Origin of the sequence: Rhizobium sp. CRRU65, from assembly GCF_048551595.1 — a bacterium.
GTDB lineage: Bacteria > Pseudomonadota > Alphaproteobacteria > Rhizobiales > Rhizobiaceae > Rhizobium > Rhizobium leguminosarum_J.
This window is the reverse complement of the sequence record NZ_JBLYZH010000017.1, coordinates 110,802-134,714: the sequence shown is the minus strand read 5'-3', so window position 1 is coordinate 134,714 and position 23,913 is coordinate 110,802. Positions and strand designations below refer to the sequence as shown.

Genomic DNA, 23,913 nt, shown 5'->3' with positions numbered 1-23,913 from the left:
ATTGTCGTCCGCCACATAAACGCCCAGCGTGGCGGCCGCAAGGCGTGGGGCTATTCACACCCCGCCGATATTTCGTTATCTCGATGAAGAGAAAAATAACGGCTCCGCGCCCGCGGAGGTCGGACGGGGGACATCCATGCCATCCATCAAATCCGATATCGAAATCGCACGCGCCGCGGCCAAAAAGCCGATCTTCGAAATCGGGGCGAAACTCGGCATTCCGGTCGAGCAGCTCGTTCCCTATGGTCATGACAAAGCGAAGGTCAGCGCCGAGTTCATTGCTGCGCAAGCAGGCAAGAAGGATGGCAAGCTGATCCTCGTCACCGCGATCAACCCGACGCCGGCGGGCGAGGGCAAGACGACCACCACCGTCGGGCTCGGCGACGGGCTGAACCGGATCGGCAAGAAAGCCGTTGTCTGCATCCGCGAGGCCTCGCTCGGCCCCTGCTTCGGCGTCAAGGGCGGGGCGGCCGGCGGCGGTTATGCACAGGTCGTGCCGATGGAAGACATCAACCTGCATTTCACCGGCGATTTCCATGCGATCACATCGGCGCACAATCTGCTGGCGGCGATGATCGACAACCACATCTACTGGGGCAACGAAGAGAATATCGACATCCGCCGCATCACTTGGCGGCGGGTCATGGACATGAACGACCGGGCGCTCAGAAGCATGGTCTCATCGCTCGGCGGCGTCGCCAACGGTTTCCCGCGCCAGGGCGGGTTCGACATCACCGTCGCCTCCGAGGTGATGGCGATCCTCTGCCTTGCCACCGACCTCAAGGATCTGGAGCGGCGGCTTGGCGACATCATCATCGGCTATCGTTTCGACAGGACGGCGGTGCAAGCGCGAGACCTGAAAGCCGACGGCGCAATGGCGGTGCTGTTGAAAGATGCGATGCAGCCGAACCTCGTGCAGACGCTAGAGAACAATCCGGCCTTCGTGCATGGCGGCCCCTTCGCCAACATCGCCCATGGCTGCAACTCGGTGACGGCGACGAAGACGGCGCTGAAGCTTGGCGACTATGTGGTGACCGAAGCGGGCTTCGGCGCCGATCTCGGGGCCGAGAAATTCTTCGACATCAAGTGCCGCAAGGCCGGGCTGAAGCCGGATGCGGCGGTGATCGTCGCGACCGTCCGGGCGCTGAAGATGAATGGCGGGGTGAAGAAGGAAGATCTCGGCACGGAGGATGTCGAGGCGCTGAAGAAGGGCTGCGCCAATCTTGGCCGGCACGTTGCCAATGTGCGTCGTTTCCGGGTGCCCGTCGTCGTGGCGATCAACCATTTCGTCTCGGATACCGACGCCGAGATCGCGGCAGTCAAGGAATTTGTCTCGAGGCTTGGCGCCGAGGCGATCCTCTGCCGCCACTGGGCGCTGGGTTCGGCCGGCATCGAGGAACTGGCGCACAAGGTGGTGGAACTGGCCGAATCCGGGCAGGCGAAATTCCAGCCGCTCTATGGCGACGACATTTCGCTGTTCGAGAAGATCGAGATCGTCGCCTCGAAGATCTACCATGCCGGTGAAGTGACGGCCGACAAGGCGGTGCGCGACCAGTTGCAGACATGGGAGGAGCAAGGTTACGGCAAGCTGCCGATCTGCATGGCGAAGACGCAATATTCCTTCTCCACCGATCCGAACCTGCGCGGCGCGCCGGAAGGCCACATCGTCACCGTGCGAGAGGTGCGGCTTTCGGCGGGAGCGGGCTTCGTCGTCGCCATCACCGGCGAGATCATGACGATGCCGGGCCTGCCGAAATCACCGTCGGCGGAACGGATTTTCCTGAACGACCAGGGCTATATCGAGGGGTTGTTTTAGAGCCGGCTTCAGAAGCTCTTCGGCCATCGTTGAGATGTATGCAAGATGGTTAGAATTTCAATTTCGTTTTCTCTAGCGCGACATGCGACAATATAGGGAATGTCGCTCAGCACCACTTCCCTTGTTCCCGCGACGCGACTGACTTTTCCCACCAACGGATAATCCGGCATCGTCTCCACGATGGATTGGATACGGACGATGACCCTCGCTGCGGCACCTTGATGGTGACGGGCGATGTAAGCGCCGATATGATCAAGGCGGGCAAGCGCTCTGCGGGTCCATTTGATGCGCAGGCTCATTTTCCAGAAGGGCTGCCAATATATTTTGACAGGACTGTAGCGACATCCTCATCGGAGGCGAAGTCGCTTTGGTCGGCTTCGCGAACGGCAGCCTCGATCTCCGAGAGTTGCCATTCCTCCCGTTCGATGAATTCTTCGATCGCCACGGCTGCGATCTCGGCCGACGAAAGCTTTCGCCTTTCGGCCAGGCGATCCAGACGGGAAACTGTGGAGTCTTTCATCTGGAAGCTCAACAAGGTCATGGTAGGCACTCCGCCGGTTCTTCGTGCCGAAGTTTAGTGGTTGGATGACCCGATTCAAGCGGGAATCGCAACTCTTTGAAGTGACTAATGGCAATAACGATAGCCACCCTTCCTCTCGATGACGTCTAGATGGAAATGGGTTTCGTGGGCGGCGTCGCTTTCCGGATCGAGGACGGTGGTGAAGTAGAGGCAGCCGGCGGCGCTGACGGTGCGCTGGAAGGCGCCGGTCAGCGTAGAATCCTCGCGACGGGAGCGGACGGCGACATCTTCACCCTTTTCGAAATGGAAGCTCGCAATATCGATGGCGTTGCCGCGGGCATGCTCGGAGATCTTGCCGGTTCCGGCACTGTTACGCAGGCGGCACATATAGGACGTTGCCTGGTTGACGGTGGTGATGCGGCCCTGCTCCGGTAGGGCGGCGGAAGCCGCCGGGATGACGCTGTCCTTCATCCAGCGAGCAAGGGCAAGCGCTGCCGGACAGCGAATCGTCGCCTCCGGCTTCAGCTTGATGCCGGGCAGGGCTTCAGAGACGATGATCGGCTTGTCGATGCCGCAGCCGTTACCGTCATCGATGCGCGGCGTGTCCTTGAAGACGACGCCCAGGGACTGAAGGGCGGCCGTGCATTCGGCATGCTCGGCATCGCTTTCCGGTTCGATCGTCAGGTGTTGCTCTTCAAGTGTCTGCTCGCCGGGCGGCTTACCTTCTTCCGTCGGCGGCTGTGAGCTTTCGGGGCTGCCCGGCGGCCGCGGCGGACCTTGCATCGGTTCTGTCGGCCCGGGCTCTGACGGTGCGGCCTGCGGCGCTGGCGGGCTCGATGCCGGTGCCTCCGGGTCCTTGACGTCGGGTTTCGGCTGAGGGGCCGGGACCTCTCCGGGCGCGGGCGGTTCCGTCTTTTCCGAGGAAGGGGAGGTGGGGCTGGTCGGCTGTCCGGCATCTGGCCGAGGTTCGGGCATCGGGCCTTGCGGGGGCAGGCGAGCGCCGGCAAGAAAGGCGGTAGCGGCGAAAAGGATCGCCAATGTCGAAAGTTTTCTCAACGCGTCCGATTCCTCGTATCCGTGGCTGAAGACAACGCATGAGGGCGTTTTTCGTTGCAATTGTGCAACGTAATTGAAGATCGCTAAAACTTGATATATTTATTCAACATAAAATGATGACTTATGTTGACAATGCTGCTCATGTTTTTTATGCGGCGAAAAGAAGGCGGAATTTTACTTCGTCTTCATCCGTAAAAGCCCAGCCAGCCCCTCGAGCGTTCGACGCGCCACGACCAGCCAGCCCGGTAATCATCATGAGAGGGTAGGTTATGATCGTCCGGCATTGGCGCTCGGTTCTATTGGTCTGCACGGCAGCCACAGTTGTTCTTCCTGTTTCGCAGTCTTTCGCGCAAAGCGCTCCGGCAACAGCGCCGCAAGCCGCGACGGAGGAAAGCACCGTCCTGCAGAAGATCGTCGTCAAGGGCAAACGCGTGGCGCCGGGCAGCGTCGCCGACACGCCGCTGGCCACCGAGATCACTGCCAAGCAGCTCGAAGAAAAGCAGGTCACCAATTTTGACGATATCGGCCGCAGCGTCGATGCAGGCGTAAATTATTCGCGTGGTGACGCAGGCTTCAACCTGCGTGGCCTTTCGGGCGCTCGCATCCTGACCACCGTCGACGGCATTCCAATTCCCTATATTTCGAACAGCTCGCGCCAGGGCGCTTTCGCCCTCAGCAATGCCAATGGCGGTGGCGATACGTTCGATTTCGATTCGCTGTCCTCGCTCGATATCGTGCGCGGCGCGGATTCGAGCAAGGGTGGTTCCGGCATGCTCGGCGGCGCCATCGTTCTCAATACGCTGGAGCCGGAGGATCTCATTCCTGAAGGCCGCGACTGGGGTGCGATCGTCAAGTCGACCTATGACAGCGAAGACCGCAGCATTTCCGGCTCAGCCGCTGCCGCCAAGAAGATCGGCGGTACGTCGATCCTGTTTCAGGGTGGCTACCGCAAGGGGCATGAACGCGACAACATGGGCGACAATGACAGCTATGGTCGTTTCCGCACCGAGGCGGATCCAGCTGATTTCGATCAGCATAATCTGCTCTTCAAGCTGCGTCAGGAGCTGGAGGGTGGCCACCGCATCGGTCTGACTGCCGAGCGTTTCAGGCGTGACCTGCAGACTGATCTGCGTGAACAGCAAGGTACCGGACGCACTTATATGATCGACAATTACGACGGTCGCGAACTGCGTGATCGTGATCGTGTGTCGCTCGATTATGACTATGAAGCGCAGTCTTCCGATGCGTTCTTCAGCAGTGCGCGCGCCACGCTCTATTGGCAGGACTTGAAGAAGGAATCCGGCAGCAAGGGGCGTACCGCGGCGAATGTGGCCTATGGCCGTAACAACGAGATTGAAAACGAAACCTGGGGCTTCAGCGGCACTGCAACGAAGGATTTTGAGTATTCCGGTCTCAGCCACTCCGTTCGCATTGGCCTCGACGTCGGCGTTTCCAGCTGGAGCCAGTATAGCTGGGCCCTTTGCCCCACACCGACGACCTGCCCGTCGCTGAACAATCAGGCGGAAGTGCCCAATGTCGACAGCCAGAATCTTGGGCTTGTTGTCGAAGACAAGATCGAAATCGGCAATACCGGCTTCGCGCTGACACCCGGCTTCCGCTTTGACTGGTTCAACTACAATCCCTCGACCGGCGGGAGTTTCGCAAGCAATACCGGCCTTGCTCGTTTCGGGGACCTGAGCGACCGAACGGAAGCCGGCCTGTCACCGAAGATTCTTGCGACATACGACTTGACGCCCGACGTGCAGCTCTACCTGCAGCTGGCAGTCGGCTTCCGCGCACCCACCGTGGACGAACTCTACAGCCGCTTCTACAACCCGACGGGCCGCTACGCCCAGCTCGGCAATCCCGATCTGCAACCCGAAATCGGCCGCGGCGTCGAAATCGGCGCTAATTTTGACACGGGCGATTTTACCGGTCGGGTTGCGGCCTTCCACACCCGCTACCAGAATTTTATCGAGACGGTGACGAGCGTCGACGCGACCGGCTTTACGGAATTCAACTACACGAACGTATCTGCGGCAACGATCTCGGGTATTGAAGCCAGCGCCGCCAAGACATTCAACAACGGCATCAATCTCCATACGTCACTTGCCTATGCCTATGGCAGGAACGAGGAAACTGCCCAGCGCCTGCGATCGGTGGCACCGTTCAAGGCGATAGTCGGCGGCGGCTGGAGCAACGAGACTTTCGGCTTCGATCTTTCTTCGACGCTTTCGGCGGGCATGCTTACCGATCATCTCGATACGCCCGTCACCAACACCACCGACACGACCTTCGATGCGCCGGGCTACGCGATCGTCGACCTGACCGGCTGGTGGACGCCGGACCAGGTGCCGGGCCTGCGCGTGCAGGCAGGTGTCTACAACATCTTCGACCAGGAATATTTCAACGCGCTCGCCGTGCGCGATGTCAACCTGATCTCGACGGCGTCGCAGCCGCGCGATTGGTATTCCGAGCCCGGACGCACCTTCAAGATCTCGCTGACCAAGACTTTCTGATCGCGATCACGCCTTCATGGCTGGGGGAGTGGCGGCTTTCGGGCCGCCCTTTTCATTCCGCATTCGCCTCTTGCGCAATTGCTGATCTCAGGCTAACAATTTTTCATGATCAAGTCCTTGAACATTGCTGTTTGGTGGTGGGTTCGCTAAGGCGGCCTCGACCAATCGTGTCCAAAGACGACGAGTGAGCCGCCCGAAACTTCGAGGCGGCTTTTTTTGTTTTATGGCCGCCTGTCGTCCGGGCCCCGATAACGGAGTGGAACAATGGTAACGATCCTGCGGGATGATGGTGCGGAAATCTACGAGACCAAGGGCGGCATTACGGTCACGCGGCAGCGGCGGGCGATCCCCTACGGCGATGCGGTCTCTTCCTATGTCGACAAGCTCGACGAGCGCCGCGGCGCGGTGTTTTCGTCGAACTACGAATATCCCGGCCGCTATACGCGCTGGGATACCGCCGTCGTCGATCCGCCGCTCGGAATCTCTTCCTTCGGGCGCGACGTCTGGATCGAGGCCTATAATGAACGCGGCGAGGTGATCCTCGGCTTCGTGATCGAGCGGCTGAAGACCGTGTCCGACATCGTGCTCGGCGCTTCCTCGGCCCGCCGCCTCGACCTCACCGTCAAGACGCCGGACCGGGTGTTCACCGAGGAAGAACGCTCGAAGATGCCGACGGTCTTCACCGTGCTGCGCGCCGTCACCGACCTGTTTTATTCGCAGGCGGATGCAAGCCTCGGGTTCTACGGCGCCTTCGGATACGACATCGCCTTCCAGTTCGACGCGATTAATCTGAAGCTGACGCGGCCCTCCGATCAGCGTGACATGGTGCTCTACCTGCCGGACGAGATCCTCGTCGTCGACAACTATTCCGCCAAGGCCTGGGTCGACCGTTACGACTTCGAAAAAGGCGGCGTGTCGACCGAGGGCAAGGCCCAGGATATCGCCGCGGAGCCCTTCAAACACACGGATGCCATTCCGCCGAAGAGCGATCACCGACCGGGCGAATATGCCGAGCTCGTCACCAAGGCGAAGGAAAGTTTCCGCAAGGGCGACCTTTTCGAAGTCGTGCCCGGGCAGAAATTCATGGAGCGCTGCGATAGCAAGCCGTCCGACATTTCAAAGCGGCTGAAGGCGATCAATCCCTCGCCCTATTCCTTCTTCATCAATCTCGGCCATCAGGAATATCTGGTCGGCGCCTCGCCTGAAATGTTCGTGCGCGTTTCCGGCCGTCGCATAGAGACCTGCCCGATTTCGGGCACGATCAAGCGCGGCGACGACCCGATCGCCGACAGCGAGCAGATCCTGAAGCTGCTGAATTCCAAGAAGGACGAATCCGAGCTCACCATGTGCTCGGATGTCGACCGCAACGACAAAAGCCGTGTCTGCGAGCCGGGTTCGGTCAAGGTGATCGGCCGCCGGCAGATCGAGATGTATTCGCGCCTCATCCACACGGTCGACCATATCGAAGGGCGGCTGCGCGACGACATGGACGCCTTCGACGGTTTCCTCAGCCACGCCTGGGCCGTTACCGTCACCGGCGCCCCGAAGCTCTGGGCGATGCGCTTCATCGAGAGCCATGAAAAGAGCCCACGCGCCTGGTATGGTGGGGCGATCGGCATGGTCGGTTTCAACGGCGATATGAACACCGGCCTGACGCTGCGCACCGTGCGCATCAAGGATGGTATCGCCGAGGTGCGCGCCGGTGCGACGCTGCTCAACGATTCCATTCCTGACGAAGAAGAAGCCGAAACAGAACTGAAGGCCTCTGCCATGCTTTCCGCCATCCGAGACGCCAAGACGGGTAATTCCGGCAGGGTTCAGCGCGACGTCGCAGGCGTCGGCAAGGGCGTCAGCATCCTGCTCGTCGATCACGAGGACAGCTTCGTCCACACGCTCGCCAATTACTTCCGCCAGACGGGGGCGACGGTTTCGACCGTGCGCACGCCGGTGCCGGAGGAAATCTTCGACAGGCTGAACCCGGACCTCGTTGTGCTGTCGCCGGGACCCGGAACGCCCAAGGATTTCGATTGCAAGGCGACGATCAAGAAGGCGCGGGCGCGCAACCTGCCGATCTTCGGTGTCTGCCTCGGCCTGCAGGCGCTCGCCGAAGCCTATGGCGGGGAGTTGCGTCATCTGGCGGTGCCGATGCACGGCAAGCCCTCGCGCATCCGCGTGCTGGAGCCGGGCATCGTCTTCTCCGGCCTTGCCAAGGAGGTGACGGTCGGCCGCTACCACTCGATCTTCGCCGATCCTTCGACGCTGCCGCGCGAGTTCATCATCACGGCGGAAAGCGACGACGGCACGATCATGGGCATCGAACACGCGAAGGAACCGATCGCCGCGGTGCAGTTCCATCCAGAATCCATCATGACGCTCGGTGGCGATGCCGGGATGCGGATGATCGAAAATGTCGTGGCGCATCTGGCGCGCAAGGTGAAGACGAAGGCTGCCTGAGGATTTCGACGGTTATTCGGCCTGCTCTTTCCCCCGACTGCGGGGAGGGGCAGGCCGTTTTCGAAAGGCCGGTTGACTTCTTCAGGCAAATCAGAACATTTCAGGAACGATCAATCGGGATATTCGACGTGGCCAATGCTGAAAAGTTCATCGTTCTTCCCTATCGCAAGAACCGCGGCAATCTCGTCCCCGGTGAAATGCGCCAGGCATCGAACTCCGTCAGCGCGGAGAAAATTGCCTCGGCGATGTCGGAGCGTTTTGTCGGCGTGGCGGCCTATGCGGTGATCGTCGATGAAGAAACCGGAGATATGTCGTCGCCGCGATTGCTTGCACGATATGGCGAGATTGCCGATCTCAACGCCGCCTGAGGCGCGGTTTTCAGCATGGAGACATCGCTCTACCTGCCGGTCAAAGCTTTCCTGGAGGCGGCGGGTTATGTCGTGAAGGGTGAGGTCGGCGGGTGCGATCTCGTTGGCTTGAGCGATGCCGAGCCGCCGGTCGTGGTGGTCTGCGAACTCAAGCTCTCCTTCAACCTCGAGCTTGTTCTCCAGGCGGTCGATCGCGCGGCGATGAGCGATGAGGTCTGGATCGCGGCCCGCGTCTCCGCCAAGGGTCGGGGGCGGGAGACCGACAAACGCTATCGCGATCTCTGCCGCAGGCTCGGCATCGGCATGCTCGGCGTCTCCGATAGCGGCGAGGTCAGCGTTATCGTCAGTTCCGTCTCGCCGATGCCGCGCACCAATCCCAAGCGGCGGACGCGCCTCGTCAAGGAGCATCAGCGCCGCCGCGGCGATCCCGCCATCGGCGGCAGCACGCGGGCGCCGATCATGACCGCCTATCGCCAGCAGGTGCTGCTCTGCGCCGCCGCAATCGAGCGTGGGGTCGGGCGGCCGCGCGATATGAAGGCTCAGGTGCCCAATGCCGGCCGCATCCTGCTCGACAACGTCTACGGATGGTTCGAGCGCAAGGAGAAGGGCGTTTATGCGCTGACGCCTGCAGGGCAGGCCGCGCTCTTGCGCTGGCCGCAAATTGTTCTCGCCGACCCCGCTCCTTGAGTCGCGCGGAAGGGAGTCTCATTGCCCTTTGACAAATCCGCCGTCTTCCCCCATATCACCATCAACTGAACCGCCTGCGCGACATTCGCGTGGGCGGTTTTGCGTTTCAACGGCTTGAAAGCTGCAATTCATTCGCAACCGCAGGGGAACGATATGAGTGACAACGGCGATCTTACGGTTCGCAAGTTGGCGATGTGGGGGATTCCGCTGTCGCTCGGCGTCATGGGGCTGAAGATGGTGGCCTGGTGGTTCACCGGGTCGGTGGCGCTGCTGTCGGACGGGCTCGAATCATCGGTCAACGTCGTCGCAGCCTTCATCGCATTCTTCGTCATTCGCTATGCGCAAAAGCCGGCCGATCACGACCATCCTTTCGGCCATCATAAGGCGGAATATCTGTCAGCGGTTACCGAGGGCGCGCTGATCGTCGTCGCTGCCCTGCTGATCGTCAACGAGGCGGTTGGTTATCTCGCCGAGCCACGCATGCTGGATGCACCCGTGCTCGGCCTTGCGATCAACTTCGCGGCCGGTGTCATCAATGCGATCTGGGCGCGCTTGCTGATCAGAACCGGACGCAGACATCGCTCGCCAGCGCTGACGGCGGATGGGCAGCATATCATGTCCGATGTCGTAACCTCTGTCGGCGTGCTCATTGGCCTGCTGCTGGCGCTGGCGACGGGGTATGCGATCTTCGACCCGGTGCTCGCCATCCTCGTTGCCGTCAACATCCTCTATCAGGGCTGGAAGGTGATCTCGCAATCGATCGGCGGGCTGATGGACCAGGCGGTCGAGCCGCAGGAGGAGGAGGCGATCAAACAGGCGATCGCTGCCCACGCGGAGGGCTCGATCGGCGTGCACGACCTGAAAACGCGCCGCGCGGGCACCGTCACCTTCATCGATTTTCACATGGTGGTGCCCGGCGGGATGTCGGTGCGGCAGGCGCATGATATATGCGACCGCCTTGAGGATGCCATCAGGGCGGTGCACCAGGGCGCCACGATCGCAATTCATGTGGAGCCGGAGGGCGAGAAGGCTCACGGCATCCGCGTCAAAGTCGTCAAGGAGGCATGATGCCGAATACAGATGTTTCCAGCCTGTCGATGCTGGGTCAGCAAACCGAAACCGCGCAATCGCCTGAGGAGGCGGTGCTTGAAAAAGTGCCGTCCAACCATGCCGGCACCGCCTATGTCGTGCGCTTCACCGCGCCGGAATTCACCTCGCTCTGCCCGATGACCGGGCAGCCGGATTTCGCCCATATCGTCATCGATTACATTCCGGGCGAATGGCTGGTGGAATCGAAGTCGCTGAAGCTCTTCCTGCATTCCTTCCGCAATCACGGCGCTTTCCACGAAGATTGTTCGGTCTACATCGCCAAGCGCATCGTCGAACTGCTTGATCCCAGGTGGCTCAGGATCGGCGCCTACTGGTATCCGCGCGGCGGTATTCCGATCGACGTCTTCTGGCAGACGGGCAAGCCGCCGGAAGGCGTCTGGCTGCCGGAACAGGGCGTTGCCACCTATCGCGGCCGTGGGTGAGCAGCGGTCGGGCAAAGCCCGAGCAATCGATCCAGTGAATCGATTGCAGCGGCGAACGCCCTAAGCCTAGAGCGAAGGGCCGGGCAACGGTGCGGCAATCGCTATCAGTCTCCGGCCGCTACACCTCAAACATCCGTAACGTCGTCGCCGGACGAGTCGTCGATGGAATCGTCGCCGTCGTCGTAATCGGCCTGCTGCAGGTCGGCGCTGTTGTCCTTGTCATCGGCCGTGTTGTCCGCGGCCTGGCGGGTGTCGTCATTGCCATAATAATTGTTGATGACGGTTTCTTCGGTCGGCGCGCTGGCATTGCCGAAGGGATTGGCGCCGAAGGGCGAGCCCCAGCCGAGCGAGGACATGTGGTTGCCGAAGATGCCGCTCAGCGAGTTGGCAAGCAGCATGCCGCCGGCGACACCCGCCGCCGTGCCGAGCGCGCCATGCAGGAAGCTGCCGCCGGCAGACGGCGCAGAGGCCTGCTGGGTCCAGGGGCCGGTCGGCTGTTGCGGCGGCTGGCGGACATCGCGGTCGTAGCCGCGGGAATCGTCATAGCCGCGGGACTGCTGGCCCCAGGGACCGGGATTGGAGGGGCCAGGATTGGAGGGGACTGGCGCCGGTTGCTGCGTCTGGGTGTTGCCGAAGATCGAGCTCAGAAAGCCGCCGCCCTGCTCGGCCTGACGGTGTTCGCTCTCGCCGGCTTCCAACTGGCGGACACGCTCTTCGAGTTCCTTGATGTGGTTGGCGGCCGCCTCCAGCCCCTTTTCCTGAACGATGACGGCCTGGGCCAGATAATAGGTGGCGGAGGGCTGTTCGCGCGTCGCCCGGTCGATCAGGGCCTCGGCCTCGCGGTCGCGCGGTGTGGCCGCGGCGGTGCGCACGCGGTCGAAGAGAGCGGTCAGCAATTGGCGTTCTTCGGGTGACATGTCCTGTCTCCTAATGATCTGGAGCGCCGCGCGTCCGACAGGACGCGCTAAGGACGCTCTATCAATTTAAAACTGCGCATAATCCTATCCGACAATCGATTCGATTGTCGGGGCCATGCGCTGGCGGCGTTTGCCGCGTGAGGTTGAGGTAGGAACCGATTTAGGCTTTTCAAAGCCTTTCGCCGTTACAATTCAGTAAGGCTTGCAGAACGGCGCGCGGCTTCTTAAGGATATCTCCATCGCTTCGGTGCCTTGTGTTTTTCCCGCATTGTTTTAGGCATTGAGTCGCACTATGTGCGAGGAACCCGAATTCATCTCCAAGAGGTTCGAATGAACGACGAAGACCAGGACGACAAGACGAAGGAACTGCCGCTCGGCAAGGAAACGGAGGCGAATCTTTTCAAGTCGCGTTCGATCTTCATCTACGGACCGATCAATCAGGAATTGGCGCAGAAGGTCTGCTCGCAGCTTGTGGCACTTGCCGCGGCCAGCGACGAGGACATCCGCATCTATGTCAATTCGCCCGGTGGCCACGTCGAATCCGGCGATTCCATTCATGACATGATCAAGTTCATCAAGCCGAAGGTCTGGATGATCGGCACCGGTTGGGTCGCCTCCGCTGGCGCGCTGATCTATGTCGCCACTCCGAAGGAGCGGCGCCTGTGCCTGCCGAACACGCGCTTCCTGCTGCATCAGCCCTCCGGCGGCACGCGCGGCATGGCATCCGACATCGAAATCCAGGCGCGCGAGATCATCAAGATGAACGAGCGCTTGAACAGGATCATGGCAGCGGCCACCGGCCAGCCGCTCGACAAGATCGACAAGGATACGGATCGCGACTACTGGCTTTCGGCCGAAGAGGCGAAGGAGTATGGCCTCGTTTCACGGATCGTGACGTCGCAGGCCGATATCTAAGTTTTCTCAGCCAAAGCTGCCAAGAACCCGCCCTTGCCTGCCGATCGCAGGTGAGGGCGTCTTGTTTTCGGCCAGAGCCTTTCCTGGTCAGAATGCTGCAATCTGGCCAGGAAAGGCTTTAGTGCTTGAACGGAGATGATCTCCTAGCGGCAAGGTCTGAACGGAAAGCACTGAATCCAGACTTGCGCCTGCGGCAACCATCATGCTCCATGCGGCATTCGCGCAGCTCGAGTCCCGCCATGCTCAAAGATTTTTCCGTCCAAGCCCTGTTCATGGGGCTGCTGACCGCCTTCGTCGGTTCCGCCAGTTCCTTCGCCGTTGTACTGCACGGGCTGCAGGCGGTCGGCGCCACGGATGTACAGGCGGCTTCCGGGCTGATGGCATTGTCGATTTCCATGGGCGTCTGCGCGATCGTGCTGAGTGCCGTGACCAGATTGCCAGTCAGCATCGCCTGGTCGACACCGGGTGCCGCACTGCTGGCAAGCACCGGGGCGATCGAGGGCGGCTTCAATGCGGCGGTCGGGGCATTCCTGATCTGTGCTGCGCTGATTATCCTTGCGGGACTGTTCAAGCCGCTCGGGCGAGCGGTTGCCGCCATTCCGGCACCACTCGCCAATGCAATGCTCGCCGGCGTGCTGATCGGCCTCTGCTTCGCGCCGGTAAAGGCGATCGGCTTCAATCCGCTGTTCGGCCTGCCGATCGTCGTCGCTTGGATCGTCGTCGGCGCCTTCAAGCGGCTTTGGGCGGTGCCGGCAGCACTCGCGGCCTTCGTGCTGGTGCTCGCCTTCGGCGTCGATATCCCTGACGGTGCGCTCGGCTCGCTGGAACAATCACTGGTGCCAACGGCGGAAATCGTCCGACCGGTGTTCAATCTTGCCGGCCTCATCTCGATCGCGCTGCCGCTCTTCATCGTCACCATGGCCTCGCAGAACATTCCGGGTATCGCGGTGCTGAAGGTCAACCATTACGATCCGAAGCCCGGCCCGCTCTTTGCCGTCACCGGCTTCTTCTCGCTGCTGTCGGCGCCGTTCGGCGGCCACGCCGTTAATCTGGCGGCCATCACCGCGGCGATGTGCGCCGGACAGGACGCCCATGCCGATCCGAAGCGGCGCTATTGGGCGTCACTCATCGCCGGTGTCGGCTATATCATTCTCGGGCTGCTCGCCGGCGCGGTGACGGCCTTCGTCGCCCTTGCGCCTTCCATCCTGATCGAGGCGGTGGCCGGCCTGGCGCTGGTCGGCGCCTTCTCGTCCTCGGCAATGTCGGCCTTCCAGGCGCTGGACTCACGTGAGGCGGCGGCAATCACCTTCCTCGTCACCGCCTCCGGCGTTTCCTTCGGCGGTATTTCCGGCGCCTTCTGGGGCCTGCTCGCGGGTGGGCTGATGCTGGCGCTGTCGCGGCTGGTGAGGCTTTGGAAAGACCGAGCTCAGTCGAGGTAACGGAAGGTCGTTCTGCCCTTCAAATGCCGGATCCTGGCGCTTTCAAGCAACTCCGCCGGCAATAGATGGGCAGTTGGTCGAATGTTGGCGGCGATCAAAAGCCGGGCAAGGACTTGCCAGCTCTACCGTCCGAGGCTATAAGCGCGCTCATGAAGACCACTGGCGCCAGAATTTCTGACACGATTGCACGCGGCCGCATTGCCCTGCGTGACAATACGCGCGCCCTGACCTCGCTTCTTCTCCTCGGCCTTACGCGCGGTTGTCGGGTCCTTTGAGGAGCGCCCGGCGGCCGAAAGCCCGCCCGGCCATCGCTCCTCGCGACTCACTTTCAAAATTGACCTAACGACCGACAAGGTCCGCATTTGTTTATCGCCAAGCCCGACGTGATCGGCTAAGAGCGGGCAAATGCCGGGACGAGGAGACGATACGATGGACGCGAAGACGCAATCCTCCGAGAATAAAGTGGCCTCAAAGAGCGGAACGAATTCCGCAAAAGGCATGCCCGATGCCGCGGCAAAATACCGGGCCTATCCGCAGGTGAACATTCCCGACCGCACATGGCCGACGAAGACCATTACCAAGGCACCGGTCTGGTGCTCGGTCGACCTGCGCGACGGCAACCAGGCACTCGTCGACCCGATGGGCCACGATCGCAAGGCGCGCATGTTCCAGCTGTTGATCGAGATGGGCTTCAAGGAAATCGAGATCGGTTTCCCCTCGGCTTCACAGACCGATTTCGACTTCGCCCGCTGGTGCGTGGAGGAGGGCAATGTGCCCGACGACGTCTCCCTGCAGGTATTGGTGCAGTGCCGCCCGGAACTCATCACCCGCACCTTCGAAGCGCTGGAAGGCGCAAACCGGCCGATCGTGCATTTCTACAATTCCACCAGCGAGTTGCAGCGCCGCGTCGTCTTCGCCAAGGATGTGCAGGGCATCAAGCAGATCGCCGTCGATGCCGCCAAGATGATCACCGATATGGCCACGAAGGCCGGCGGCGGTTATCGTTTCGAATATTCCCCGGAGAGCTTTACCGGCACGGAACTCGATGTGGCGCTGGAGATCTGCAACGCCGTCATCGAGGTCGTCAAGCCGACGCCCGATAACAAGCTGATCATCAACCTGCCGTCCACCGTCGAGATGGCGACGCCGAACGTCTATGCCGACCAGATCGAATGGATGTGCCGCAACCTCGACAATCGCGAGAACCTGATCGTTTCGCTGCATCCGCATAACGACCGCGGCACCGGCATTGCCGCTGCCGAACTGGCACTGCTGGCAGGTGCCGACCGCGTCGAAGGCACGCTGTTCGGCAATGGCGAGCGTACCGGCAATGTCGACATGGTGACGATGGCGCTGAACATGTTCACGCAAGGCGTCGATCCCGAGATCGACTGCTCGAATATCGAACGCATCAAGGAAGTGTTCGAATATTCGAACCAGATGGCGATCGGCGAGCGCCATCCTTACGTCGGAGAATTGGTCTACACCGCCTTCTCCGGCTCGCATCAGGACGCGATCAACAAGGGTATGAAGGCAGCGCAGGTCGCCAATCATCCGATGTGGGAAGTCCCATACCTGCCGATCGACCCGCGCGATGTCGGTCGTTCCTACGAGGCGATCATCCGCATCAACTCTCAGTCTGGCAAGGGCGGTATCGCCTATATCCTGCAGCAGGATTACGGGCTGAACCTGCCGCGCAACCTGCAAGTGGAATTCCGCGAGGACATCCAGCGCATCACCGACGTCGAGGGCAAAGAGCTTCCGTCCCGGCGCATCTACGACCGCTTCATCGAGCGCTACGTGACGCAGCCGGAAGGCCGCCTGCGCTTCGTCGACCATCACACCTATCCCGACACCGAGCACAAGGGCCAGCGGATCGTCGCAGCCGAGATCACCGACAATGGGGAGATCAAGCGCATCGAAGGGCGCGGCAACGGTCCGATCGACGGCTTCATCAATGCGCTGTCGCATTATCTCGGCGTCGACATGTCGGTCGAGGACTATTCCGAGCATTCGCTCCAGCATGGCTCGAACGCAGCGGCGATCTCCTATGTCGAGATCTCCTATCCCGGCGGCAAGCTCTTCGGCGCCGGCATCAATACCAACATCGTCGCGGCGTCGCTGGAAGCGATCGTCTCGGCCGCCAACCGCGTCCTCGACGTGAAGGCCGGCAAAGCCTAATCGGCCTTTGTCGGTTAGGTCTCAGGCCGAGACCGCTCTACTGCATAATTCCTTAAATCGGAATCGATTTAAGGATAAAATTATGTAGCAATTCAAAGTGTTACAGCGCCTTATGCGCGTCTGAAAAGACGCGCGGCGCTGTAGCGCGGCGCGGCCTGACGATGCAGTCGGCGATATCGGCGGCTTCGTTTCGCGCCTCGGCATGGCGCTGACCCCATTGGCAGAGCGCCAGCAGCACCGGTTCGAGGCCGAGGCCGAGTTCGGTCGCGCTGTATTCGACGCGGACGGGGACTTCAGCGAAGATCTGGCGGGCGACCAGCCCGTGCTCCTCCATCTCGCGCAGTTGCTGGATCAGCACCTTCTGGGTAATGGCGGGCATCATCCGTTTCAGCTCCGACAGACGCTTCGGGCCGGAGAAGACGTAATAGAGGATGACCGGCTTCCAGCGCCCCGAGATCACCTTCAGCGCGCGTTCGACGGGCAGCTCGGGGAGTCTTTTCATCGGCTCAGCCATGGTCACCTCCTGGTGGGTAGGGCACGAAAGAGTGTGTATTTTCATCTGATGTTCTATTGCTAAACCTGCCCCACGCCAATCAGACGTGAGGTTCACCTGCCATGAAAGCCGTCCAATTCAATCGCTTCGGTCCGCCAGATGTCCTCGAGCTCGTGGAACTGCCGGTCCCCGAGCCGGGACCGGACGAGGTGCTTGTCCGCGTCCACGCGGCGGGCGTCAACTTCTTCGAGGTGTTGATGCGGGCCGACCGCTATGCCGTGACGCCCGACCTGCCGATGTTTCCCGGTGTCGAGGTCGCGGGTACGATCGAGCGAGCAGGGCCTGGTGCCGACCGCTCGCTCATTGGTACGCGCGTTGCCGTTCCTCTCTTTGCGATGGGGCGCGGTTCGGGCGGTTATGCCGAGTTCGTTGCGGTCGATGGCGGGGCGGTGGTGCAACTGCCCGGTGCGGTTTCTTTCGAGGCGGCCGCCGCGCTGATGGTGCAGGGGTTGACGGCGCTGCACCTCCTACGCCGCAGTCCAGTGAAAGGCAAAAACGTTCTCGTCAATGCGGCAGCCGGCGGTGTCGGTTCGCTCCTCCTGCAGCTGGCGAGGCGCGACGGGACGAAGATGGTGATCGCGGCGGCGAGCAGTGACGAGAAGAGGGCGCTTTCCCTGTCGCTTGGCGCCGATCATGCGGTCGATTATACGGCGCCCGGCTGGCAGGAGGATGTCAAGAGGGTGACCGGAGGGCCCGGCGCGGATGTCATCTATGAAACCGTCGGCGGCGCGTTTTCAAGGGCGGCGCTCGATGCGCTGGCGCCTTGCGGGGAACTGGTGCTGGCGGCGATGGGGCTGTTCGGGCTCGAGGCCGCAGATGTCGAGGGCATGCTTGATCACAACCAGTCTATCAAGGGATTTTCGTTGTTGGCGCTGCTGACGCCTCAGGGGGTGCGTGAGGATCTTGCAGCGCTCTTCGAGCTTGCCGCGACGGGCGCCCTGACGGTTATCGACGGCGGTCGTTTCCCACTGCATCAAGCGGCGGAAGCGCATCGCGCCATCGAAGATCGGCGGGCGGTCGGCAAGGTGGTGCTGGTGCCTTAGAGCCTTTCCGGGTTAGATTGAAGCATTCTGTTGGCTCAAACGGAGTCGGATGGTCGACCGGCCGGCGCGCGTCGTAGCCCAGCTCTACGGCCAAGCCGGCCGGTCGATCAGCCGGCCCGTTTCAGCCAACCCGAAGGGCCGGGCATCTTTCCGCCAGGACAAAGGCGATCGGCTCGGACGTACCCTGGGGTATGCCCGTCGCCAATCGCCTCTGTCCTGACGAAAACCTGCTCCGGCAGAATGCTGCAATCTGACCCGGAAAGGCTCTAAATCAACGTGACGCACGATGTCGGGCGATACTGCTCGGCATCATGCTCCGGCAATCAGATCGCGGTGGCGATCTCCATGGCGAGCTGGCCGAGCGTTGCTTCGGCGGAGGGGCCGGCGAGTACGTAGGAGGTGCCGGCATTGTGCCAGGTCACGAGGCCGATCTCGTCCTTGATCGTTTCCTTGAAATCGTCGGTCTCCGGCGGCTGCGCGTCCTTGCGGAAGCAAATGGAGATGATGTCGCCATCGGCATTCGAATAGACGAGCTGTCCGACGGGGCGGCTGTCGCCGAGGATGACGCGCGCGCCCTGGAAGGTCCAGGCTTCGGCGCTCAGATCCGGCACGCGGAAGGGGACGCCGATTGCGGTCGTCAGCCAGCTGGAGATTTCCTCGGCCTGCGAGGCGGGCACTTCGACGAGATGACGGGGCTGGCGGATCAGCAAGCGCTGATAGGCGGTGACGTCGCCCAGCCAGTCGCTGGTATTGACCGGTGCCGTATTGGTGGTAGCCGTGGTGGCAATCTCGTCGGCATCCGGGGCTGTGCCGACGAAATAGCCGATGCCGCAACCGACGACAAAGAGGATGAGGGCGGCGGCCAGTGCCTGCGGGCCGCTCGGCGCCAGTTTCACTTGCGGGCGCGTGGCGCGCTGGGCGATCGGCGTCTTCGGCGGCTGTGTGCTCTTGATAGAGCGGACCAGGGCAAGCGGGACCGGCTCCTTCAGGATATCGTCGAGGCGGCGGCGGCCGAAATCGGCGCCGTGGCGCAGCTTCTCATGCAGCCGGCGCGCATTCTCGTCGCTTGCCAAGCGCTGCTCCAGTTCGTGCCGCTGTTCGGGCGAGACTTCGCCGTCGAGAAGGGCGGTGAGCTGGGCTTCGAGCGGCAGTTTCCTAAGATCGAGCAAATTCAGAACCTGTGGATCGGGTGGGTGCCGGCAAGCTCGGCGAAATGCAGCCTTGCGGTGGCGAGCTGCGAGACGACGTTTGCCACCGGAATACCCATGATGTCGGCCGCCTGCTGGTAGCTGTGGCCTTCGACGTCGACGAGCAAGAACATGCTGGAAACACCATCCGGCATATCGGAAATCATGTGATGGATGGTGTCGGGATCGACCGCTGCCGAACGTTCGCGCGCGGCCTCGCGAATATCGGTGACGTTGCCGCGGACGGAAGCCTTCGGCTTGCGTTTGCGGTTGTCGTCGGTCCATTGCTGGCGGGCAAGCGTGTAGATCCAGCTTTCCAGCCGGCCTTCGCCGCTCCATTGATGACCCTTGGCGATGGCGCGCTGACAGACGGCCTGAACGAGTTCATCGGCCACGGCAACCTCACCCGCGAGCGTGATCGCGAAGCGGCGAAGGCGGGGCAGGAGGCCGACGAGATCACGCCGGAGATCGATGGTCGTTGCGGGCTGACGCATTGTTTATCCAAGAAGCATTCACAATGGTTTCGCGGACGAAGGGTTCGCCGTCGGGCGCGAAACCGACTTTATCGACGCCGTCGATGCATGAGCTTTATGAAACAAGTCTCCTGCACTTCGCAAGCATCCGGTCGTCTTCATCCCTCTTTCCCAAGGGATTTTCGTATTCTGGCCCGCAAAGCTTGCGTCAATATGTCTTGTAGCCGTTCAAGCTTTGCAGCAGGGCGCGATAGGCCCAGGTGCCTTCGCCGCCGCGATCACGGATTTCGACAAGCTGGACGCGGGCGCCCTGAATATCTCCCTGTTCCACCAGCGCCATGCCCATATAAGAGCGGGCGAGGATATAATTCTCATCCGCCTGCAGCGCCTTGCGGTAGTAGGACATGCCGAGCTCCATGCGGCCGGCCTTGCGGTTAGCGTAGCCGAGATAGTTCAGGATGCGCGGGTCGTTCTGGTTGCGAGCGAGATTGAGCACGGTGATGGCGTTGTCATACTGGCCGGCATAGGCAAACTCGCGAGCGAACTTATAAAGATCGTCGTCGTTGAAGCTGCTCTTCTTCGGGTTGACACATTCCTTCTTGGCCTTGTCCCAGACCTTGCCGCCGGTGCAGGTCTTGGTCGTCTGGGTCTTCGGCGGCGGATTGGTGTCGTCATTGTTGTCGCCGACCGCGAAAGCGGCCGTGGCGATGCCGAAGGCAAAGCCGGCGGCGAGCGAAAGTCTGGACAGGTGACGGAAAGAAGAAGTCATCGGCGCGCTCCGTTCTCAGGCAATGCAGTTGCTCGAATTGTACGCTTACCACTAAAAATACCAAGAGGGTAAGCAACCTCCATGGCAAATGTTGCGACGGTGGGCCGATCTCCTCGCAGATCGATTCAAGTGCTATACAAAAAGAGTCAGGAGCCGGCGCTAAGGCGCGAAAATATCGGTGCTTTCCGGCATCACCGCGTCGCCGGCCCTGTTGAGGCTGAAGCGTTCGCCACTGAGCTCCCAGGCGCCGGGAGAGCCGTCGATGGAGAAGAGGTTGTAGGCGGCGGGCGGCTTGACGCTGCCCGGTCCCTGCGAGGCTGAGGCGATGCCGACGACCGGCACCGGCTGCACCTGGCCGCGCAGCCAATGCAGCGTGTTCAGGTGCGTATGGCCGTGCAGCACGAGTTCGGCGCCGCCTGTCGAAATCACAGCGGCGAAACGGCGGATGCCGATCATCCGTTTGTAGAAGGCCGTGGCGCCGCGGATCGGCGGATGATGGATCATGACAACGCGGAAGAGCCCGGCTTCCCCAGCCGCGCGCAACATGTTGACAGTATCGCGGGCCTGTCGCGCGCCGAAAAAGCCGGAGGCGGCGAAGGGAGGAGTGGCGACCGCCGTCGAACAACCGACAATCGCGACTTTGCCGCGAACACGCAGATAGGGGAAGATATGGCGGTCGTCCTGCCATTGCGGCGGGGCGAGATCGCCGCGGACATAATCGTACCACGCGCGCATCGACTTCTCATAGGCGCCTGGTACATAGGCGTCATGATTGCCGGGAACGACTGACGTGTTCGCAGGGTCGCCGAACGCGCGCAGCCATGCAGCGGCGGCGCGAATCTCAATGCCGCTCGCCAGATTAACGAGGTCGCCGGTGACGGCCAGGTGATCGGCCTGGTGGGCGCGGATGTCGTCGAGCAGCAGATCCAACGTGCTGCCGAAAAGGTGCTTGCGTCGATTTCGATGCCAGTTCACAAAGCCTGTTATGCGTTTTGAAAACAGCTCTTGAATGGAAAGACTGGGCAGCGGCCCGAGGTGGACGTCGGAGATATGCGCGAGCTTGAACATGTTACGAGACATAGACCAGCTTATTGACAAATCAAACACATCGGGCGGGATGAAGAGCTGAAACGGAGTGATAGTGGATAAAGAGAACCGGCCCCTTCACATGAGGCTGGCATTGCGCCTGCTGCATGTCTATTTCAGTTTCGTCCGCAGCATGACCGTGGGCGTGCGGGCTGCCTGTTTCGATGCAGACGGACGCATCTTTCTCGTGCGCCACAGCTATATCGGCGGCTGGCACATGCCGGGCGGCGGGCTGGAGCGCAACGAGACGGTCGAGGAAGCGCTTGCCAAGGAATTGCGCGAGGAGGGCAACCTCAGGATCATCGGCAAGCCGCAGCTGATCCAGGTCTATTTCAATACCACCACCACAAGGCGCGACCATGTCGTCTTCTACCGGGCAATCGTCGAGCAGACGGCGCCGCGGCCGCCGGACTGGGAGATATCCGACAGCGGCTTCTTTTCCCTCGACAGCCTGCCCGAGGGCACGACCAAGGCGACGCATCGCCGTCTTGCCGAGCTTCGCGGCGAGCAGGAGCCCGCCCACCGCTGGTAATTCTCAGGCGGCGGCAAGCGACTGCAAAATTTCTTAAATCGGAATCGATTTAGGGATAGAATTATGCAGCAATTCAAAGTTCTACAGCGTCCCTTGCGCGTCTAAAAGGACGCGCGGCGCTGTAGCACGACCGTGCGGACGGTCGAGATCGAGCGCCGGGCCGACGGGAACGATGCCGGTCGGATTGATCGTCTTGTGGCTGCGGTAATAGTGTTCCTTGATGTGCTTCAGGTTCACCGTCTCCGAAACGCCCGCGGTCTGGTAGAGATCGCGGAGATAGTCGGGCAGGTTGGGGTAGTCGGCGATGCGGCGGATGTTGCACTTGAAATGGCCGACATAGACGGCGTCGAAGCGCACCAACGTGGTGAACAGGCGCCAGTCGGCCTCGGTCTGCCTGCTACCGAAGAGGTAGCGGCCCTTGCCGAGGTGTTCATTGAGCATGTCGAGCGTTTCGAACAGCTTGCCGACGTTTTCTTCATAGGCTTGCTGGGTGGTGGCAAAGCCGGCCTTGTAGACGCCGTTGTTGACGGTGTCGTAGACGGTGGCGTTCAGCGCATCGATGTCGGAGCGAAGGTCCTCGGGATAGTAATCGGCCTTCGAGCCGGTCAGCCCGTCGAAGGCACTGTTAAACATGCGGATGATCTCGGCGGATTCGTTGCTGACGATCGTGCCGGTCTTCTTGTCCCAGAGCACGGGAACGGTGACGCGGCCGGAATAGTGCGGATCGGCCTTGACGTAGATCTGCCAAAGCGCGGACGCGCCGAAGAGGTGATCGCCGGTGGCACCGTCGCCGACCTTGAACTCCCAGCCGTTCTCGAGCATCAGCGGATCGACGACCGAAACCGAGATCAGCTCTTCGAGCTTCTTCAGCTTGCGGAAGATCAGCGTGCGATGCGCCCAGGGGCAGGCGAGCGAGACATAAAGATGGTAACGCCCGGCTTCGGCCTTAAAGCCGCCGCTGCCGGAAGGACCGGCCTCACCCTCTAATGTCACCCAGTTGCGGAACTGCGAGGGCTGCCGCTTGAAATGACCCTTGCTCTCCTTCGTGTCGTACCAGGCGTCATGCCAGACGCCGTCCACCAGCATTCCCATGGTCTTCATTCCCTTGATTGCGTGTTGGAACGGAAGATATCGCAGATGGCAGGGCTTTGCAGGCGGTAAAGATTGAACAGTGCGTCACGTCGTGCATTTTGCGTTGGACGGCGGAAATTTTTCCTGCTATCGGCCTTTTCACGATTTTCGGACCCCTGCCTGATGTTCATTTCCAGAAACCCGCGACGACGCTGATGCTCCCGAACGCCCAAGGCGTGTTCGAGACCCATCAATCTGTCCATCCGGTTTCTATCATCATGTACAAGCACGATCTCGTCTACCTCACTGAAGACGCGTCTCATGACGCCGCCATCGAACACATCAACGAAGAAGCCTTCGGTCCGGGCCGCTTCACGCGCGCTGCCGCGCGCATCCGTGAGCAGGGACCCCATGACCTGTCGCTCTCCTTCATCTGCACCGATAACGGTGAGACGATCGCCTCCGTGCGCATGACGCCGGTACTGGCCGGTACAGTGAAGGGCCATCTGCTCGGCCCGCTCGCCGTCCGCCCCTCCCACAAGAACAAGGGCATTGGCCGGGAACTGGTGCGGATCGCGGTGGAGGCAGCAAGACGCAAGGGCTCGGAAGCCGTCATCCTCGTCGGCGACCCGCCCTATTACGGCCCGCTCGGCTTCGAGAAGGTCGCCTACAACGCGCTGTCTTTTCCAGGCCCGGTCGATCCCGGCCGTGTACTCGTCGTTCCGATCGCCGAGGGCGTGCACGCGCTGCTGAAGGGTACGATCGCCTGGCGCGAATGATTTAAGCGCCGTGCGT

General features: G+C 61.4%; 24 protein-coding genes. 13 read left to right on the top strand and 11 right to left on the bottom strand.

Annotated features, from left to right (window positions below):
- Positions 1-136: 136 nt before the first annotated feature.
- Positions 137-1,816 carry a formate--tetrahydrofolate ligase gene (locus ACM5SV_RS28825; protein ID WP_012758495.1) on the top strand — a complete coding sequence of 560 codons (1,680 nt, stop codon included), beginning with the start codon at positions 137-139 and terminating at the stop codon, positions 1,814-1,816.
- An 8-nt stretch (positions 1,817-1,824) separates the two neighbouring features.
- Here ACM5SV_RS28825 and ACM5SV_RS28820 read toward each other — a convergent pair whose 3' ends face one another.
- The 3 genes from ACM5SV_RS28820 to ACM5SV_RS28810 form a co-directional block, all read right to left on the bottom strand.
- Positions 1,825-2,115, bottom strand: a complete 291-nt coding sequence (locus tag ACM5SV_RS28820) for a type II toxin-antitoxin system RelE/ParE family toxin (protein ID WP_012758494.1) — start codon at positions 2,113-2,115, stop codon at positions 1,825-1,827.
- Positions 2,112-2,357 carry a CopG family ribbon-helix-helix protein gene (locus ACM5SV_RS28815; protein ID WP_017994843.1) on the bottom strand — a complete coding sequence of 82 codons (246 nt, stop codon included), beginning with the start codon at positions 2,355-2,357 and terminating at the stop codon, positions 2,112-2,114. The genes ACM5SV_RS28820 and ACM5SV_RS28815 overlap by 4 nt, the downstream gene beginning before the upstream one ends.
- Before the next feature lie 84 nt (positions 2,358-2,441).
- A complete protein-coding gene (locus ACM5SV_RS28810) occupies positions 2,442-3,452 on the bottom strand; it encodes an extensin family protein (protein ID WP_017994842.1) in 1,011 nt (336 codons plus the stop codon).
- A gap of 209 nt (positions 3,453-3,661) precedes the next feature.
- Between ACM5SV_RS28810 and ACM5SV_RS28805 the strand changes: the two genes are divergently transcribed.
- The 6 genes from ACM5SV_RS28805 to queF all read left to right on the top strand — a co-directional run bounded on the left by ACM5SV_RS28805 (position 3,662) and on the right by queF (position 10,952).
- Positions 3,662-5,911 (top strand): TonB-dependent hemoglobin/transferrin/lactoferrin family receptor, encoded by a 2,250-nt coding sequence (locus tag ACM5SV_RS28805; RefSeq protein ID WP_017994841.1) that lies wholly within the window; start codon positions 3,662-3,664, stop codon positions 5,909-5,911.
- A gap of 264 nt (positions 5,912-6,175) precedes the next feature.
- Positions 6,176-8,365 (top strand): anthranilate synthase, encoded by a 2,190-nt coding sequence (locus tag ACM5SV_RS28800; RefSeq protein WP_012758490.1) that lies wholly within the window; start codon positions 6,176-6,178, stop codon positions 8,363-8,365.
- Between the two features lie 128 nt (positions 8,366-8,493).
- On the top strand, positions 8,494-8,733 hold the full coding sequence (locus ACM5SV_RS28795; protein WP_003541831.1) for a hypothetical protein: 240 nt from the start codon (positions 8,494-8,496) through the stop codon (positions 8,731-8,733).
- 15 nt (positions 8,734-8,748) lie between these two features.
- Positions 8,749-9,420 carry a DUF2161 domain-containing phosphodiesterase gene (locus ACM5SV_RS28790; protein WP_012758489.1) on the top strand — a complete coding sequence of 224 codons (672 nt, stop codon included), beginning with the start codon at positions 8,749-8,751 and terminating at the stop codon, positions 9,418-9,420.
- 153 nt (positions 9,421-9,573) lie between these two features.
- Positions 9,574-10,488, top strand: coding sequence for a CDF family cation efflux transporter EmfA (gene emfA / locus ACM5SV_RS28785; RefSeq protein WP_012758488.1), 915 nt, complete (start codon positions 9,574-9,576; stop codon positions 10,486-10,488).
- Positions 10,488-10,952: a preQ(1) synthase gene (queF, locus tag ACM5SV_RS28780; protein ID WP_222014231.1), complete on the top strand. Its 465-nt coding sequence runs from the start codon at positions 10,488-10,490 to the stop codon at positions 10,950-10,952. Before emfA ends, queF begins: the two co-directional genes overlap by 1 nt.
- 125 nt (positions 10,953-11,077) lie before the next feature.
- Here the strand turns inward: queF and ACM5SV_RS28775 are convergent, their stop codons facing one another.
- Positions 11,078-11,869, bottom strand: coding sequence for a DUF2076 domain-containing protein (locus tag ACM5SV_RS28775; protein WP_222014230.1), 792 nt, complete (start codon positions 11,867-11,869; stop codon positions 11,078-11,080).
- 330 nt (positions 11,870-12,199) lie between these two features.
- Between ACM5SV_RS28775 and ACM5SV_RS28770 the strand changes: the two genes are divergently transcribed.
- The 3 genes from ACM5SV_RS28770 to leuA all read left to right on the top strand — a co-directional run bounded on the left by ACM5SV_RS28770 (position 12,200) and on the right by leuA (position 16,404).
- Positions 12,200-12,784: an ATP-dependent Clp protease proteolytic subunit gene (locus tag ACM5SV_RS28770; protein WP_003561390.1), complete on the top strand. Its 585-nt coding sequence runs from the start codon at positions 12,200-12,202 to the stop codon at positions 12,782-12,784.
- Positions 12,785-12,993: 209 nt separating this feature from the next.
- The gene (locus ACM5SV_RS28765; RefSeq protein ID WP_222014229.1) at positions 12,994-14,223 is read left to right on the top strand and encodes a benzoate/H(+) symporter BenE family transporter; all 1,230 of its coding nucleotides are present in this window, start codon (positions 12,994-12,996) and stop codon (positions 14,221-14,223) included.
- A gap of 429 nt (positions 14,224-14,652) precedes the next feature.
- A complete protein-coding gene (gene leuA / locus ACM5SV_RS28760; RefSeq protein WP_221990146.1) occupies positions 14,653-16,404 on the top strand; it encodes a 2-isopropylmalate synthase in 1,752 nt (583 codons plus the stop codon).
- A gap of 100 nt (positions 16,405-16,504) precedes the next feature.
- On the opposite strand, the gene ACM5SV_RS28755 is transcribed toward leuA, so the two are convergent.
- Entirely contained in the window at positions 16,505-17,014 is a 510-nt protein-coding gene (locus tag ACM5SV_RS28755; protein ID WP_206641043.1) for a winged helix-turn-helix transcriptional regulator, read from the bottom strand.
- 5 nt (positions 17,015-17,019) lie between these two features.
- Between ACM5SV_RS28755 and ACM5SV_RS28750 the strand changes: the two genes are divergently transcribed.
- Positions 17,020-18,000 (top strand): quinone oxidoreductase family protein, encoded by a 981-nt coding sequence (locus tag ACM5SV_RS28750; RefSeq protein ID WP_419425462.1) that lies wholly within the window; start codon positions 17,020-17,022, stop codon positions 17,998-18,000.
- A 323-nt stretch (positions 18,001-18,323) separates the two neighbouring features.
- On the opposite strand, the gene ACM5SV_RS28745 is transcribed toward ACM5SV_RS28750, so the two are convergent.
- The 4 genes from ACM5SV_RS28745 to ACM5SV_RS28730 all read right to left on the bottom strand — a co-directional run bounded on the left by ACM5SV_RS28745 (position 18,324) and on the right by ACM5SV_RS28730 (position 21,497).
- Positions 18,324-19,169, bottom strand: a complete 846-nt coding sequence (locus ACM5SV_RS28745) for an anti-sigma factor family protein (RefSeq protein WP_012758481.1) — start codon at positions 19,167-19,169, stop codon at positions 18,324-18,326.
- A 2-nt stretch (positions 19,170-19,171) separates the two neighbouring features.
- Complete coding sequence (locus tag ACM5SV_RS28740) at positions 19,172-19,681, bottom strand: RNA polymerase sigma factor (RefSeq protein WP_012758480.1); 510 nt, start codon at positions 19,679-19,681, stop codon at positions 19,172-19,174.
- A gap of 187 nt (positions 19,682-19,868) precedes the next feature.
- A complete protein-coding gene (locus ACM5SV_RS28735) occupies positions 19,869-20,429 on the bottom strand; it encodes a tetratricopeptide repeat protein (protein ID WP_003561379.1) in 561 nt (186 codons plus the stop codon).
- A 159-nt stretch (positions 20,430-20,588) separates the two neighbouring features.
- On the bottom strand, positions 20,589-21,497 hold the full coding sequence (locus ACM5SV_RS28730) for a metallophosphoesterase family protein (protein ID WP_012758479.1): 909 nt from the start codon (positions 21,495-21,497) through the stop codon (positions 20,589-20,591).
- Between the two features lie 100 nt (positions 21,498-21,597).
- On the opposite strand from ACM5SV_RS28730, the gene ACM5SV_RS28725 reads away from it, so the two are divergent.
- On the top strand, positions 21,598-22,047 hold the full coding sequence (locus ACM5SV_RS28725; protein ID WP_050563527.1) for an NUDIX domain-containing protein: 450 nt from the start codon (positions 21,598-21,600) through the stop codon (positions 22,045-22,047).
- 81 nt (positions 22,048-22,128) lie between these two features.
- Here the strand turns inward: ACM5SV_RS28725 and ACM5SV_RS28720 are convergent, their stop codons facing one another.
- Both ACM5SV_RS28720 and ACM5SV_RS28715 read right to left on the bottom strand, forming a co-directional pair.
- Complete coding sequence (locus ACM5SV_RS28720; RefSeq protein ID WP_012758477.1) at positions 22,129-23,139, bottom strand: glutathione S-transferase family protein; 1,011 nt, start codon at positions 23,137-23,139, stop codon at positions 22,129-22,131.
- 5 nt (positions 23,140-23,144) lie between these two features.
- On the bottom strand, positions 23,145-23,369 hold the full coding sequence (locus ACM5SV_RS28715) for a hypothetical protein (RefSeq protein ID WP_164902749.1): 225 nt from the start codon (positions 23,367-23,369) through the stop codon (positions 23,145-23,147).
- On the opposite strand from ACM5SV_RS28715, the gene ACM5SV_RS28710 reads away from it, so the two are divergent.
- On the top strand, positions 23,334-23,897 hold the full coding sequence (locus tag ACM5SV_RS28710) for a GNAT family N-acetyltransferase (RefSeq protein WP_222014227.1): 564 nt from the start codon (positions 23,334-23,336) through the stop codon (positions 23,895-23,897). The genes ACM5SV_RS28715 and ACM5SV_RS28710 overlap by 36 nt on opposite strands.
- The last annotated feature ends 16 nt before the right edge of the window (positions 23,898-23,913 follow it).

Bases quoted from the DNA above. Each gene is read 5' to 3' on its own strand.
- ACM5SV_RS28720 (WP_012758477.1), bottom strand. From the start codon at position 23,139: ATGGGAATGCTGGTGGACGGCGTCTGGCATGACGCCTGGTACGACACG.
- queF (WP_222014231.1), top strand. From the start codon at position 10,488: ATGCCGAATACAGATGTTTCCAGCCTGTCGATGCTGGGTCAGCAAACC.
- ACM5SV_RS28820 (WP_012758494.1), bottom strand. From the start codon at position 2,115: ATGAGCCTGCGCATCAAATGGACCCGCAGAGCGCTTGCCCGCCTTGAT.
- ACM5SV_RS28710 (WP_222014227.1), top strand. From the start codon at position 23,334: ATGCTCCCGAACGCCCAAGGCGTGTTCGAGACCCATCAATCTGTCCAT.
- ACM5SV_RS28725 (WP_050563527.1), top strand. From the start codon at position 21,598: ATGAGGCTGGCATTGCGCCTGCTGCATGTCTATTTCAGTTTCGTCCGC.
- ACM5SV_RS28775 (WP_222014230.1), bottom strand. From the start codon at position 11,869: ATGTCACCCGAAGAACGCCAATTGCTGACCGCTCTCTTCGACCGCGTG.
- ACM5SV_RS28800 (WP_012758490.1), top strand. From the start codon at position 6,176: ATGGTAACGATCCTGCGGGATGATGGTGCGGAAATCTACGAGACCAAG.
- ACM5SV_RS28805 (WP_017994841.1), top strand. From the start codon at position 3,662: ATGATCGTCCGGCATTGGCGCTCGGTTCTATTGGTCTGCACGGCAGCC.
- ACM5SV_RS28735 (WP_003561379.1), bottom strand. From the start codon at position 20,429: ATGACTTCTTCTTTCCGTCACCTGTCCAGACTTTCGCTCGCCGCCGGC.
- emfA (WP_012758488.1), top strand. From the start codon at position 9,574: ATGAGTGACAACGGCGATCTTACGGTTCGCAAGTTGGCGATGTGGGGG.
- ACM5SV_RS28790 (WP_012758489.1), top strand. From the start codon at position 8,749: ATGGAGACATCGCTCTACCTGCCGGTCAAAGCTTTCCTGGAGGCGGCG.
- ACM5SV_RS28740 (WP_012758480.1), bottom strand. From the start codon at position 19,681: ATGCGTCAGCCCGCAACGACCATCGATCTCCGGCGTGATCTCGTCGGC.
- ACM5SV_RS28715 (WP_164902749.1), bottom strand. From the start codon at position 23,369: ATGGGTCTCGAACACGCCTTGGGCGTTCGGGAGCATCAGCGTCGTCGC.
- ACM5SV_RS28825 (WP_012758495.1), top strand. From the start codon at position 137: ATGCCATCCATCAAATCCGATATCGAAATCGCACGCGCCGCGGCCAAA.
- ACM5SV_RS28770 (WP_003561390.1), top strand. From the start codon at position 12,200: ATGAACGACGAAGACCAGGACGACAAGACGAAGGAACTGCCGCTCGGC.
- ACM5SV_RS28730 (WP_012758479.1), bottom strand. From the start codon at position 21,497: ATGTTCAAGCTCGCGCATATCTCCGACGTCCACCTCGGGCCGCTGCCC.
- ACM5SV_RS28750 (WP_419425462.1), top strand. From the start codon at position 17,020: ATGAAAGCCGTCCAATTCAATCGCTTCGGTCCGCCAGATGTCCTCGAG.
- ACM5SV_RS28765 (WP_222014229.1), top strand. From the start codon at position 12,994: ATGCGGCATTCGCGCAGCTCGAGTCCCGCCATGCTCAAAGATTTTTCC.
- ACM5SV_RS28815 (WP_017994843.1), bottom strand. From the start codon at position 2,357: ATGACCTTGTTGAGCTTCCAGATGAAAGACTCCACAGTTTCCCGTCTG.
- leuA (WP_221990146.1), top strand. From the start codon at position 14,653: ATGGACGCGAAGACGCAATCCTCCGAGAATAAAGTGGCCTCAAAGAGC.